Raw genomic sequence first — 13,997 nt, 5'->3', positions numbered from 1 at the left:
CCCTTACCTCCATCTCAGCAACAGCAATTCTGAACTAAATCCTGGTCCCAGCGCCGTGCAAAGTCCATATGTGCCTTCTTCCCCGCCTAATTCCATAAACCTTCTAAGAACATATAGAATTGTTGCAGACGACATATTTCCATATTGCTTAAGCACTTCAAGTGAAATATCTGTCATAAAAGCAGGTATACCTAAGGATTTGATATATGCATCAATAACTTTTTTTCCTCCAGGATGTGCAATAAACTGGGCGATCTCAGAAAGCTCCAACCTATTTACCGTTAAGAACTTACTTACATTTGGTTTTAGCCACTCCTCTATAATACTGGGAATATCTCTCGAGAAAACCACGAACAGTCCTTGATCTTTTATATCCCAGCCCATCACATCTAGAGAATCAGGCATTAACGTAGATTGAGTATCAACAATTGCTGGTGCAGTCCTTTTAGCGTTTAATTCAGCAATGTTTACTTTATCACCACAAATCAATGCACAGGCAACCCCATCTGCAAATAATGATGTGCCAATCAGGTTGCTTTTTGAATAGTCATTTCGTTGAAAAGTTAAACTGCACAGTTCAACTGAAAGCACCACAACCTTTTTTTCCGGAAATGCAGTGCAATATTCAAACGCCCTCGATAAACCAGCTGCTCCACCGGCACACCCAAGACCCCAAATCGGTATTCTTTTCGTATGTTCACAGAATGGTAATAGGTTCATAATTCTTGCTTCGATGCTCGGGGTTGCCATTCCGGTTGTTGAGATATAGAAAATCGCGTCAATTTCTTCGCAGTCAATCTTTCTGGTCAGAAATGTCTCATTTTCAAGGCAGTTCACTATCGCCTGCATTCCCAAGGTAACAGCAGCTTCAATATAGGCATTGTTTTTTTCAGCAAAAGACCTGTCTTCTTTATACCAATCAATCTCTTTGACGATGTGACGTTTTTCAATCTGTCCATTTTGAAAAGCCTTTAGCAGCCTTTCGATATCCTTAAAACGATCTGAAAAAAGTTCTCTGGCAAACTCCACCGCTCGCTCTTGCTTTATTTCAAATTCAGGAACTGCTTCTGCTACTGAAAGAATCGTTGGCATCGTTTATTCTCCTTCAATGTAGGTAATGGTATTTTTACCAAAAAAAGGAGTTATATGTACAAAAAAAAGCTCCCCTCAAAGAGGGAAGCCAACGTTTTGAAGGTTGTTGTTGTTGTGCTCTTTGATTATAACCGAGATGGTACTTCTAATCATTACGCAAACTTTTCCAATTTTAAATTAAGAGAGCACCATGTCTTGGCGTTTTATTTTCTTTTATTGTTTTTCTGATTGGGCTTGCACTTCAATTTTTATCTTCTTGTCGGCTAAGGACCCACAGACTTTACAATATTCGATTTTGTCAAAGAGGAGACGGCATGGTTCACAATAATATTTTTCCATACAATAACACGCTCGCTTTTGGAAAATTCTGTTGCATCTATTCCATTCTATTAAAAAGTTTCAAGATTGTGACAATCATTGATAACACAAGCTTTTTTCTTTATGGCAGTTATAATCAATTACTTTTATCACAGGTATAAAGTGATAGTTCACATTTTAGTCACAACTTCCCCGCAACTATTGTGATATAAATCACTGTTATATCAATTTATTACTATTAACATAGTACTTACCTAAGGAATGAACATTTTGTGAACTGTCAGATTTGTTATTTTTTCTTCACAATTGTTTTGTATTATGAAAGAGAACTTATTATTTAATTTTATTTTACGGAAGGGAGTCTTGGAGGATGGCGAAAGCAGAACTGAAAACAAACAAAAAAACAGAAATTGAAGACAGCTCTTCTCTTAAAGGGACATTTGCGTCCGTTATCTTTTTGGGAATCTTTTTAGTTGTCACTTGGGTAAGTGTCTATTTCTTGTTCTTAGACCGTTTTTAAAGAGAGAAAGGGGAAAAAACCATGCATATGCATAAGTTTGAAAAAATTTGGCTTATCTTCGGAATCGGCGCTCTTGTTGTTTTCTTATCAGTAGTGGGTGTAAGCGCTTTTTACTTAGGCAACAAGCCGCCAAGCTGTTTAACTACGATTGATCCAGAAAAGGTTGATTCTACAGCACCATTTAATAAACCTGGATTAAATAAAGTTGAGGGAAAAGAATGGGACTATGAATTAGTGTATGTTGCGTCTGCTTTCTTCTACAACCCTACTGAAGTGGAAGTTCCACTTGGTGCGAAAGTAAAAGTAATGGCAACCACAAAGGATGTCATTCATGGTTTCCAGGTTGCCGGAACAAATATCAATATGATGCTTGAACCAGGCTACATAAATGAAATTGTCACAACGTTTGATAAAGAAGGCGAATTTTTAGTGGTTTGTAACGAGTACTGCGGTACTGGACACCACTTAATGAGTTCTAAGATAAAGGTGGTTAAATAATGAGCAGCCAAACAACCAAATTAAAAGTAGATCCACGTGATGGAAAGCTAGCGATGGCACACTTTTATGTTGCCTTTATTGCTCTTACACTAGGCGGTTTGATGGGATTGCTGCAAACCCTCGTCCGTTCTGGTAAATTTGAACTTCCTTGGGGAATTGATTATTATCAAATTCTGACTGTTCATGGTGTATTAATGGGGCTTGTTTTAACAACATTCTTTATCATGGGATTCCAATATGCGGCAGTCAGCCGTACAGCAGGGACTCATTCCAAAGCAGCACGCCGGATCGGCTGGATTGGCTTCTGGGTGATGACAGTAGGAACCATTATGGCTGCAACCATGGTATTACTGAAAGAAGCTTCTGTTCTTTATACCTTCTATGCACCATTAAAAGCGCATTGGATATTTTACTTAGGTATGACATTTGTGGTAGTGGGCAGCTGGCTTGACGGAGCGGCTCAAATCATGACATATGCTAGATGGCGAAGAGAAAACCCTGGTAAACCAAGCCCGTTATTAAGCTTTATGGCTGTTATTAATACAGTGCTTTGGATTGTTGCTACACTGGGTGTTGCTGCTACGGTATTATTCCAGCTGCTTCCTTGGTCATTAGGCATAGTAGATACTGTTGATGTTTTAGTAAGCCGTACATTGTTCTGGTATTTTGGACACCCGCTCGTATATTTCTGGTTACTTCCAGCCTATATGTGCTGGTATGCAATTGTTCCAAAAATTATTGGCGGGAAAATTTTCTCTGATTCACTGGCACGTTTATCTTTTATTCTATTTTTACTATTCTCCATCCCGGTTGGATTCCACCACCAATTAACGGAGCCAGGAATTGACCCAGCGTGGAAATTTTTACAGGTAGTTTTAACCTTTATGGTAATTATTCCATCTTTAATGACGGCATTTTCATTGTTTGCAACGTTTGAGCGATTTGGCCGCTCTAAAGGGGCAACTGGCCTTTTTGGCTGGTTCAAGGTCCTTCCTTGGAAAGATGCACGTTTTACCGTTCCATTCATTGGGATGGCAAGCTTTATCCCTGCTGGAGCAGGCGGTATCATCAACGCTTCAAATCAGATGAACCAAGTGGTCCACAATACAATTTGGGTAACAGGTCACTTTCATTTAACCGCTGCAACTTCTGTTGTTTTGACGTTCTTTGGAATTACCTTTTGGCTTGTTCCTCATTTAACAGGACGTAAGTTAACGAAAGCAATGAACAAGTTAGGTATTATTCAAGGCTGGGTTTGGTTTATTGGGATGGCCTTTATGTCAGGTGCTATGCACTTCCAAGGACTTCTTGGCGGTCCGAGACGCTCTGCCTACTCAACTTATGGCGATTCAGCCCAGGCAATGGAATGGATTCCATACCAAATTGCACAGGCGGTTGGCGGATCCATTTTATTCCTTGGAATTATCTTAATGATTATCATCTTTGTAAATCTTGCATTCTTTGCTCCTAAAGGAGAAGAAGAATTCCCTGTTGGTGAAGCTGAAAATCTTGATGAAAAAGCACCAATGATTTTTGAAAACTGGAAATTATGGCTTGGTATCACAGCAGCCCTAATTCTATTCGCCTACACCATACCGTTTATCGACATGATTCAAAATGCGCCTCCAGGCTCACCAGGCTTCAAAACGTGGGGTTCATGGTAACAAAAATACTAAAAAGGCTTCACTAAAACTGAAGCCTTTTTTTGTTGTTCATTTTAAAGAAAGTTTTCGGCATATTTATGAGTATAACTGACAGTAGAATCATGGCTGTTCCGATAAATTGGAGGAGTCCAAAGTCTTCCTTGTATAAGAAAACACTTAGCAACGTTGCCGCAACCGGCTCGACCGTCGCTATAATAGAGGCCTTGCTGCCTTCCATCTTCTCAAGTCCCTTTGTATAAAATAAATACGCCAAAACGGTTGGAAATAAGCCTAATCCGATACCGTATAGAATGACTTCTCCCCTTATTAGCATACTTCCTTTTTCGAATAGATCGGTAAAGAGAAGTAAACCAATGGACGCAACGAGGAACGTGTAAAAAGTAACAGTGTATGGACGATACTTTACTAATGCAAACTTGCCAAATATAGTATATAAGGCATAACCGAATCCTGCTCCTAAGCCTGTTAATATCCCTATTAGATTCATAGACGGTGTTTCCTTTAAATTAATTCCCGCAATTAAAATACAGCCCATCAAAGTCCCAATAACTGAAATAATTTTCATAAAATCCATACTTTCTTTTAAGAACAAATAAGAAAGTACAACGACAAAGGCGGGTGCTGTGTAAAGTAAGATAACCGCAAATGATAGACTAAGTTGATTTATGGAAGTAAAGTAGCACCAATTAAACAAAACAATGCTAAAAATCCCTGTTCCAATAAAGTATTTACTATCTCGAAATTGGATCTTCATTTGTTCTGGATATTTTAGGATACCGATGATCCCAAGCAAGAAAGCAGCAGTTACGACTCTAATTGTAACTATTTCCATCGGAGTAAAACCTGCGCTTGCCAGTTTCCTAACAAATATAGCGATAATCCCCCACATAAATGCACTGATTGCAATTAGAAAAATTGGACCTAATTTCCCCATCATTCACACACCTTATAAAATTAAGAAGAAGGGCATTATTTCCACCCTTCCCCTGTTATCATTAATTCAACTGGTACACCTTACCATATTTTTCATACAAATAGTCTATTAAATATTGAGCATTCAAGCCTTCCCCGGTTACATCATGAAGGATTTCTAAAGGTTTCTTCAGTTTCCCGTATTGGTGAATATTTTTCGTCAGCCATTCTTTGATTGGCAGCAAATCCCCTTCTTCTAACAATTGATCAAAGTTCGGCAGACTATCAAGCATTTTATGCTTAAATTGAGCAGCGTACATATATCCCAGTGCATAAGATGGAAAGTATCCGAAGCTCCCCCCTGCCCAGTGAACATCCTGCAATACACCTTTTGCGTCATTCTCTGGTGTAATCCCTAGATATTCTTGATATAGGGAATTCCAAACCTGCGGAAGGTCACCAACCTCTATCTCCCCATTAAAAAGACCCTTTTCAATTTCATAACGGATAATAATGTGGAGTGGATACGTTAACTCGTCTGCTTCGATTCTAATAAGTGAAGGCTTAGACTCATTTATTCCCCTATAGAATTCTTCGATTGAAACCTGGTCAAATTGACCCGTTGCATATTTTTTTAACAGCTCATAATTATTTTTCCAAAAAGGAAAACTTCGACCAACTATATTTTCATAGAAAAGAGATTGGGATTCGTGTATCCCCATGGAGGTTCCTGTACATAAAGGAGTTCCAACCAATTCTTTAGAAAGATTTTGTTCGTATAATGCATGACCGCCTTCGTGAATGGTCCCGAAAACCGCCGTACGGAAGTCTTGTTCATCATAATTGGTTGTTACTCTGACATCACCTGGATTTAATCCAGTAGCGAAGGGATGCACTGTTTCATCAAGTCTGCCTGCATTAAAGTTATAACCCATTTTCCCAAGTATCTCTAAGCTTAATGCACGCTGGTTTTCCTTATTAAACTGTTTAAAAAGAAACTCAGTCCTCGGCTTATTTGGTGAGGCAGCAATCAGTTTAACTAATGGGACAATTTTCTTCCTTAGGTCACCAAACACCTGATCAAGGACTTCCACTGTCATGCCAGGTTCGTATAAATCTAATAAAACATCGTAAGGGTTTCCTTTATATCCCCAATAATGGATAAACCTTTTCGTTGTTTCTACCAATTTTTCGAGGTATGGTCTGAACATATTAAAATCCGACTTTTCTTTTGCTTCCTCCCAGACTGATTCTGCTTTAGATTGGAGTATGACATAATCCTTATATTCGTCTGCAGGAATTTTTTTGTTTCTTTCGTATTCCTTTTTACATTCTTCAAGTATTTTACGTGTGGTTTCAGATAGATCATTTTTAGAAAGAGTTGCTATGTATGCTGCCATATCTTCCGATGTGGACATTTTAAAAACCTCTGATGAAAGCATGCCAATTACTTCAGACCTTTGATTGACTCCCTCTTTCGGAGCTCCAGTCCGTAGGTCCCAATAGATTAATCCGAGCGCTTCATTATATGCATTTATTTTCTTTACATATTCTAGAAACTTCTTTTCAAGTTGCTCTGGTGTCAGGCTCATCCTAAATCCCCCTTTTTACTAACCATATGTATTTTATCATATTTTTCTGAAAATCTAAGGATAAAAAAAACAACAGAAAATAAATTCTGTTGTAAAATGAAATTTAGGGAAAGAAGATGTTTCCTCAAAAAAATAAAAAAGTTAAGTAAAATGTTGAAGAGAGGTAAATCAGTTCAATCAATTATAAGAGCTGTCCGATTACTTCTTACCGATTGTTACTTTCCAGACTTCCGGACCTTGCTCGTCGTATTCCCAAGTAAATTGTTCAGGTCTTTCCATCATAAACTGATACTGAAGGGGTCTAGGGTCATGGTCGTTCACAATTTGCATGAATTCTCCAGATTTTAATTCGTCAAAGCCTTTAAATATCGTTGAATGTTTTTCACGCGGCGGATAATCTGGTACATGAATAATCGTTGCATATGTTTGCATTCATTTTCACTCCTTTTATTTGCTGACTTCTTTTTTAGTATAAGAAATTTGTATTCTCTCCATAGTGCTAACCATCACACCTATAGGATGATTTTGCTAATAGTTACAGAAAGGAGATCGATAGAATGAAAGAGCTGGTAGGCTATTGTACGGCTTGCTCAAAAGAAATTTTTTGTTTAGACGGTTTTTTTAACGGTGTTCAATCTGATGATCGAAAAATGTATTGCTTCGATTGTTACGACAAACCCGCCCCTGACGAAGATCCGCAAGATTAAAACTTGCGGATCTTTTTTTTATTGAGAATTATTTTCACGAGAAATTTGCTATCTATGATGGAGGTCACATAATTGTTATTCAATCACTGCTAAAATGAAGGTAATTAAGAATTACTAATACGAAGGTGATGTTAATGAAACATGAGGACATAAAAAAAAGATTATCAGATGTCCCTCTATTCAAAGAATTATCGGATGAAGAGCTTGCGCCATTCATAAATATTGCATTGACTCGCTTTTATAAACCGAAGATGTATGTCTTTATGCAGGAAGATCCACTTGACCGGGTATTCTTTATCCATTCTGGAAAAATCAAAATCTATAAGACCGATTTCTCTGGGAAGGAACAAATTGTTTCAGTACTCGAACCTGGTGAGATGTTTCCACATGCTGGGTTCTTTCGAGATGGAAACTTTCCAGCACATGCAGAGGTTTTAGAAGAAGCAAATCTAATAGTCATTCCGATTGACAAATTTGAGGAGACGCTTATTTCCTACCCGGAGCTCTGTATAAAGCTTTTTAAGGTATTAGGAGAGAAAATCGTCGACCTTCAAGGCAGATTAGAAGCACAGGTCCTCCATAACACATTTGAGCAAATCGTATTACTTCTTATTAGACTTTGTCAGTCAAATGGGGAACAAATTGGCAGCACCAGGTATCAGTTGACAACACAATTCACAAATCGTGAGCTTGCTAATATGATTGGCACCTCAAGAGAAACCGTCAGCAGAACGATTAACCATTTAAAAAAGAAAAATTACATTAACCAGCGAGAAGATGGACTCTACTTAATCGACCGGAAGGCGCTGGAGCAGGAATTATTCTATTAAAAACATATAAGGAGCTGTTTAGAATGGAACAAAAGATTATTGAGCTGGATGTCAGGGAAGATTTAAAAAATAAAATTGAACCTTTCCAAAAAATTATGGAAGCAATTAAAGAAGTGAACGAGAATGATATATTTATTCTCCATGCCCCTTTCAAGCCTGTACCTTTGTTTGCAGTGTTAAAAGCAAAAGGTTTTACTCATGAGGCAGAGGAAATCGAAACAAAGCATTGGAAAGTTACCTTCACTAAGAATGCCTAATTAAAAAAAGAAAGGTGATCGACTATGATACTTGATAATCGAGGTTTAGAACCGCCGCAGCCGATGATAAGAACTCTTAGTGCCTTAGAAAAATTAGAACAAGGTGAGGTATTAACGATTATTAATGATAGAAGACCCATGTTCCTTTATGAGCAGCTGGAGGAACTTGGGTACAAACAGCGTACAGAACCACAAAACGACGGAAGTTTTAAAATTGAAATCTTCCGCTAAGAAGGTGAAAAAGAATGCTACCTCAATCTATGGGCAATGAAACCAATATTAAACTTCCAATTTCATTCATCATTTTCAGTTTAATTGCCCTTGTCGCATCACAAATATTGGTGTTAGTAAATGGACAAATGCTTGTAAATGGCAGTTTCCGAATCCCTGCTATCTGGTCTAGTGCCCATTTACTCATCCTGGGCTGGGCACTTATGGTTGCGATGGGAGCCATGTATCAGCTAGTTCCAGTAGCTTTTTTAACAAAGATTTGGAATGAAAAATTTGGGTTCATCCAATTTATTGTTACTGCACTTGGAATTACATCGTTCTCCTGGATGCTGTATGTCTCGCCACAAGATGCTTTCATTCCTGGCATTCTAATGCTTCTTGGGATTCTAATGTTTTTATTTCAGATGGTTATGACATTAAGAAAACAGGCAAAGCCAAATATCCTGACAGCTTTTGTCGGCAGTGCACTGGTTTGTTTATTCTTGACGATATTCTTAGGAATCACATTAATTTATTCTCTTCAAACTGGTTTTGGTGCTGGATACTATCAGGCTATCTTTAAAAGCCATTTATTAATGGGGGTTACAGGATGGTTTACCCTATTGATTTTCGGTTTTTCTTATAAAATGGTTCCGATGTTTTCTTTATCACACGGATTTCCAATGGTTCAAGCACGATATGTATATGGAATATACATTTCTGGTTTGGTGATTACGCTGCTTTCATTTTTTAGTAATAATGACATTTTGCTAAAAGCTGGATTTTTCTTACTTCTTGCTGGATTCTCAATCTTTAGCTGGCATATCTCCATTATCATTAAAAAGAGGTTAAAGAAAAAGCTTGATAAGCCATTTTCATTTTCAATTATTGCTATCGTTCTCGGAAACATTATTCACTTGGCTGCCTTCATCGCTTTATGGAGTAAGCAATTTTCAACTCTTATCGGACCGTTGATATATCTATACTTAATGCTCTGGATTGTTCTTAGCATTACGGGATACTTATACAAAATTGTTCCCTTCTTATGGTGGACGTTTAAGTACAGCAAGGAAATTGGGAGGAAATCCGTACCTTCTTTAAAAGATATGATGAATGAAAAGATTGTTGTTCCCCTTTTTACCTTATTTATAGTATCCGTGGTACTTGTATTTGTTTCTATCATTTTTAAATCCATTTTACTCTTTAATCTAGGACAAAGTATTCTATCGATTGTATTTATCATCATTGCGTTAAGTATTCTGAGCGTTTTAAAAAAATAGCGAGGTGTTTAGGATGAGCTTAAAAGCTAAAGTAATAGAAGTGCTAAAGAGTGTATATGATCCAGAATTAAATATAAATGTTGTTGACCTAGGGTTAATTTATAATGTCGAAGTTTCAGAGGAATGCGATGTAGATGTTACGATGACGTTAACAACACCTGGATGTCCTCTTCATGATAGTATTACATCAGGCGTTCGCTACGCTGTTCAAGGTATAGAAGAAACTAGAAACGTTGATGTTCAACTTGTCTGGGAACCTGCATGGTCTCCTGAGAAGATGACTCCGGAAGGACTTCGATTACTAGGAAGATAAGAAAAAGGTCAGCAAATGTGCTGACCTTTTTTACTATACTTCAACTGCTTCTGTAGGGAGAACATCTTTTATTTTCTGCAATAATAGTGAATCAATGTCTTCATCCAGCATGATATGAACACTGCCTTGATCATTTTCACTTCTAATCAACCGGCCAATGCCTTGTCGCAGCCGAAGCAGCATATAAGGTAAATCAACCTCTTCAAAGGGGTTAGCCACACCATTCCTCTTTGCCGTAAACACTGGATCATTTGGAGGAAATGGCAGGGAAAAAATCAATACATTTTCTAATGATCTTCCTGGAATATCTAATCCTTCCCACAAATGAATCGTGCAAAGAATTGCATGTTCTTCGTTTTGAAACTTTGAAACGAGAGTGCTGATTTCTTCATCACCCTCAAAATACACTGGGTAAGGAACACTTCCCGAAAGCCTTTGTTTAAGACTCATTAATTCATTTTGATTATTGAGCAGAATAAGTGCTCTGCCCTCGGATTGAACAATCTTGTTTATACAATAGTCAATTTTAGCCTCTAACCTGTTATGATTAAATTTCGGCATAAAAACGGCCATTTTTTCCTGGTAATCAAAAGGTGATTCCACAGAGAAGGATAAGAACTCTTTAATGCCAAGGCTATTGGCAATATAGTCAAAATTCTTTTGATTCGATAATGTCGCAGATGAAAAGATAAACGGTTTCTTCTGTACGAACACTTCGTCCCTCATGACTTCTTCCACCATTTTAGGCATGATAACAAGTGTCCGTTCATATCCCTTTTCCTCATACCACGTAATCCCATTTGTTTCCTTAAGGAACAGCGATAACGAGTAAGTGATTTGCTCCAAATATTCCTCAACGATTTTCAGATCATATTCATTTATTACATACAATTCACTCTCAAAGACAAGCTCTTCTTCAATAGCTTGGAGCCTATTTAGCAGCCTGGTACCGTATTGGATTAAAGACGGATTCATGGTGATCATTTGTTTTTCCGATCCTTCTGATGGAGCCGAATACTTAGAGATTGCACTAAAGAATTTATCATTGTCCAGGAGTGCTTCTTCAATGGTATACAGGGTTTTTTCACGCACTTCATTTTCCATCAGTCTTGTTAGTAAGGTCTCTAATGTAGAATCAGTGAAACGATAGCTAAGTGCTTTTTGAGCCGCATATTCGAGTAAATGCCCCTCATCGAAGACTACAGAAGAATGCTCAGGCAATAACGGCAGCTGCCCCTCCCTCTTTCGAGACTCCTTTGTCCAGATGTGCTCCATATAAAAGTCATGAGAGCAAATGATTAAGTCGTGTGCATGTCTGTAAAAATCACGATTTAAGGTCAGGCCGCACCGGTGTCTTTTTTCGCATGAGAAGCAATCCTGAACCATATCCCAGTTAATTTTCCCCCAAGATTCATCTGACAAGGAAGGATAATCCCTGCGGTCACCGTATCTTTCAAACTTTTGCATGGAGCCATCACTATGGACAAAATCAGGTAAGTCTTCGTAGATTCCCGCTATATCATCGTTAAAGTCTTCATGACGAACATAATCGAGCTTTTTTAAACAAAGGTATTGGTCCCTCGATTTTGCTAATCGAACATCAATATTTAGTCCTAGCACTTTTTCAAGCTTAGCTATGTCACCTTCTTTTTTAACGAGCTGTTCAATTAATGTTTCATCGGCACACGCAATGATTGCCGGTCTATTTGTATATCGAGCGTACATAATGGCATACAGCAGGTAAACAATTGTTTTTCCTGTCCCAACACCTGCTTCAGCAAACATTATTTTTTTATCTTTAAATGCTTTCTCCAGTTGAAAGGCCATAAAGATTTGTTCATCACGTAATTCAAACCCTGCTTCGGGTAAAACATCATAAAATAAGTCACCAATCCATTCACTTAGCTTGTCATAAAAGGATTCTGTTTTAGAAACGACAAATGGAATCCGCTCTTGCATATACTACCCCTCCTTAAAACGAATGAAATGGAGCCTTATTTGGCAGGCTCCAATTGTTGTATCTCATATTATTCACTTGAACGGGGCGGTCTTTTTCCCCAATATTGATAAAGATCCGTGCGGATAAAACCGTTAAACAGCTTACGCTTTTTCGTAGCCGGCTTCCCATAAAATTGCTCAAATTCTTCATTAGAAGTCATGATATAAATGGACCAGGTGTCAAGTTTACTAAAGGCCTGTCCCATTTCCTTGTACATTTGCTCAACAGCTTTTTTCTCACCGAGTCTTTCTCCATATGGGGGATTTCCAACAATCACGCCATACTCTTTGGCGGTGGTAATATCTCTTACTTGCATTTGTTTATATTGAATCAGGTCACCAAGACCTGCTTCAAAGGAATTTTCCTGAGCGATTTTGATCATTCGATGGTCAATATCTGTCCCCATAATATCCAATGGCTGGTCATAATTTGCTAAGTCCTCCGCTTCAGTTCGTACCTGATCCCATACATTCCCAGGAATCCAATTCCATTTTTCTGAAACAAATTCACGGTTAAAGCCTGGTGCAATATTTTGACCAATCATCGCCGCTTCAATGGGTATAGTACCAGAGCCGCAGAAAGGATCGATAAATGGTTTATCGGGCTTCCAATTAGTCAGCTGAACCAGTGCTGCAGCAAGGGTTTCCTTTAACGGAGCTTCCCCTTGGTCAACACGGTATCCTCGTTTATGTAATCCTTGGCCGCTTGTATCTATGGTGATCGTGGCAACATCCTTTAACAACGCCACTTCAATCCGGAAATAAGCTCCTGTCTCCTCAAACCATGAAGTCCGCTTGTAATAGCTTTTCATTCGGTCTACAACCGCTTTTTTTACGATAGCTTGACAATCTGAGACACTAAATAGCTTTGATTTCACTGACTTTCCGGTTACAGGAAACTCAGCATCTTCAGGAAGATACTTTTCCCAAGGCAGGCTTTTAGTTTTCTCAAATAACTCATCAAAGGTATATGCTTTAAATTCACCGACTTTTATTTTCACTCTGTCAGCAGTCCGAAGCCACATATTACTGCGGGCAATTGCGCTTTCATCACCACTGTAAGTTACCTTGCCATTTTCCACCTCACACTCATAACCAAGAGCGCGCACTTCTTTTGCTACTAATGCTTCCAGACCCATTGCGGCTGTTGCAATTAATTGATATTTTCCCATGCTTCGTCCACCTTTTAACTTTTCCCTTATTATGTATGTTTAAATGCTTGTCTATCATACCATTATAGACCAAAATCAGTAAGCCCATGCAAAAGCCTTTAGTTTGGAGCTCTCATCAACATGATTTCGTTATGAATCCTAAAAGTAAAAAGACCCTCCTCATAGGAGAGTCGCATACCATTAACTTTAACTACATTAATAACGTTCTGTAAGCCATGTTCTGTACCAGAGTACTACAAACGGCGTAAACGCCTCGTACTTAGGTGGTAATCATCTATCTACAGATTACTAGGAATCTGTCCTTCTCCTTGTTCAATTCCTCAGAGAAAGTGCCCCTACCATTATTTGGGTTTCTCGCTCGTGGGGTTTACCGCGTTCCACCCTTTTCATTTCTGAAAAGGCTCCGTCACTGTGGCACTTTTATAGGTATTCATACCATATCCCGAAGGACTTAGGTATTTTCCCGGCCGTCAGCCTTATTCAGGCTGCCCTAGCTTATGAATTCACTAGGCACGAACACTACGAGCATCTCAGCTCGTGCGAGCATGGACTTTCCTCTACAAGAATGCATAAGCTTCTTGCAGCGATTACCCGAACGTAATTAATGAATACCTTATTATTATATGCATTTGTT

The 13,997-nt window shown here is 38.4% G+C and carries 15 protein-coding genes and 1 other RNA gene; 9 read left to right on the top strand and 7 right to left on the bottom strand.

Translation table 11 applies throughout. The annotated features are described in order from the left end of the window. Positions 1-3 precede the first annotated feature (3 nt). Positions 4-1,092, bottom strand: coding sequence for a type III polyketide synthase (locus tag SFC47_RS11845; protein WP_411254471.1), 1,089 nt, complete (start codon positions 1,090-1,092; stop codon positions 4-6). Positions 1,093-1,780: 688 nt separating this feature from the next. Here SFC47_RS11845 and SFC47_RS11840 point away from each other — a divergent pair. From SFC47_RS11840 to SFC47_RS11830, 3 genes are read left to right on the top strand one after another with little or no spacing between them, the layout of a single operon-like run. Further along, positions 1,781-1,930 carry a cytochrome c oxidase subunit 2A gene (locus tag SFC47_RS11840; protein WP_411254470.1) on the top strand — a complete coding sequence of 50 codons (150 nt, stop codon included), beginning with the start codon at positions 1,781-1,783 and terminating at the stop codon, positions 1,928-1,930. A gap of 21 nt (positions 1,931-1,951) precedes the next feature. After that, the gene (locus SFC47_RS11835) at positions 1,952-2,428 is read left to right on the top strand and encodes a cytochrome c oxidase subunit II (protein WP_411254469.1); all 477 of its coding nucleotides are present in this window, start codon (positions 1,952-1,954) and stop codon (positions 2,426-2,428) included. Then, positions 2,428-4,092 (top strand): b(o/a)3-type cytochrome-c oxidase subunit 1, encoded by a 1,665-nt coding sequence (locus SFC47_RS11830; protein WP_411254468.1) that lies wholly within the window; start codon positions 2,428-2,430, stop codon positions 4,090-4,092. The genes SFC47_RS11835 and SFC47_RS11830 overlap by 1 nt, the downstream gene beginning before the upstream one ends. Before the next feature lie 22 nt (positions 4,093-4,114). Here SFC47_RS11830 and SFC47_RS11825 read toward each other — a convergent pair whose 3' ends face one another. The 3 genes from SFC47_RS11825 to SFC47_RS11815 all read right to left on the bottom strand — a co-directional run bounded on the left by SFC47_RS11825 (position 4,115) and on the right by SFC47_RS11815 (position 7,028). Then, positions 4,115-5,029, bottom strand: coding sequence for a DMT family transporter (locus SFC47_RS11825; RefSeq protein WP_411254467.1), 915 nt, complete (start codon positions 5,027-5,029; stop codon positions 4,115-4,117). Between the two features lie 58 nt (positions 5,030-5,087). Next, positions 5,088-6,596, bottom strand: coding sequence for a carboxypeptidase M32 (locus SFC47_RS11820; protein WP_411254466.1), 1,509 nt, complete (start codon positions 6,594-6,596; stop codon positions 5,088-5,090). Between the two features lie 198 nt (positions 6,597-6,794). Further along, on the bottom strand, positions 6,795-7,028 hold the full coding sequence (locus tag SFC47_RS11815) for a DUF2249 domain-containing protein (RefSeq protein WP_411254465.1): 234 nt from the start codon (positions 7,026-7,028) through the stop codon (positions 6,795-6,797). 125 nt (positions 7,029-7,153) lie between these two features. Here SFC47_RS11815 and SFC47_RS11810 point away from each other — a divergent pair, with 125 nt between their 5' ends. The 6 genes from SFC47_RS11810 (at position 7,154) to SFC47_RS11785 (ending at position 10,193) form a co-directional block, all read left to right on the top strand. Continuing rightward, positions 7,154-7,303, top strand: coding sequence for a hypothetical protein (locus SFC47_RS11810; RefSeq protein WP_411254464.1), 150 nt, complete (start codon positions 7,154-7,156; stop codon positions 7,301-7,303). Positions 7,304-7,437: 134 nt separating this feature from the next. Beyond that, on the top strand, positions 7,438-8,133 hold the full coding sequence (locus tag SFC47_RS11805; RefSeq protein ID WP_411254463.1) for a Crp/Fnr family transcriptional regulator: 696 nt from the start codon (positions 7,438-7,440) through the stop codon (positions 8,131-8,133). 23 nt (positions 8,134-8,156) lie between these two features. Continuing rightward, positions 8,157-8,390: a DUF2249 domain-containing protein gene (locus SFC47_RS11800; protein WP_411254462.1), complete on the top strand. Its 234-nt coding sequence runs from the start codon at positions 8,157-8,159 to the stop codon at positions 8,388-8,390. A gap of 24 nt (positions 8,391-8,414) precedes the next feature. Further along, positions 8,415-8,621, top strand: a complete 207-nt coding sequence (locus tag SFC47_RS11795) for a DUF2249 domain-containing protein (protein WP_411254461.1) — start codon at positions 8,415-8,417, stop codon at positions 8,619-8,621. Between the two features lie 14 nt (positions 8,622-8,635). Further along, the gene (locus tag SFC47_RS11790) at positions 8,636-9,880 is read left to right on the top strand and encodes a hypothetical protein (RefSeq protein ID WP_411254460.1); all 1,245 of its coding nucleotides are present in this window, start codon (positions 8,636-8,638) and stop codon (positions 9,878-9,880) included. Positions 9,881-9,893: 13 nt separating this feature from the next. Then, positions 9,894-10,193 carry a metal-sulfur cluster assembly factor gene (locus SFC47_RS11785; protein ID WP_411254459.1) on the top strand — a complete coding sequence of 100 codons (300 nt, stop codon included), beginning with the start codon at positions 9,894-9,896 and terminating at the stop codon, positions 10,191-10,193. A gap of 33 nt (positions 10,194-10,226) precedes the next feature. Here the strand turns inward: SFC47_RS11785 and SFC47_RS11780 are convergent, their stop codons facing one another. The 3 genes from SFC47_RS11780 to rnpB all read right to left on the bottom strand — a co-directional run bounded on the left by SFC47_RS11780 (position 10,227) and on the right by rnpB (position 13,962). Continuing rightward, positions 10,227-12,152: an ATP-dependent DNA helicase gene (locus SFC47_RS11780; RefSeq protein ID WP_411254458.1), complete on the bottom strand. Its 1,926-nt coding sequence runs from the start codon at positions 12,150-12,152 to the stop codon at positions 10,227-10,229. 68 nt (positions 12,153-12,220) lie between these two features. Beyond that, entirely contained in the window at positions 12,221-13,363 is a 1,143-nt protein-coding gene (locus SFC47_RS11775) for a THUMP domain-containing class I SAM-dependent RNA methyltransferase (protein ID WP_411254457.1), read from the bottom strand. Between the two features lie 204 nt (positions 13,364-13,567). Beyond that, positions 13,568-13,962, bottom strand: an RNA gene (gene rnpB, locus SFC47_RS11770) — RNase P RNA component class B. Positions 13,963-13,997: the final 35 nt, after the last annotated feature.

Origin of the sequence: Neobacillus niacini, assembly GCF_046591715.1 — a bacterium.
GTDB classification, from domain to species: domain Bacteria; phylum Bacillota; class Bacilli; order Bacillales; family Cytobacillaceae; genus Neobacillus; species Neobacillus niacini_L.
This window is presented reverse-complemented; position numbering and strand designations above follow the sequence as displayed.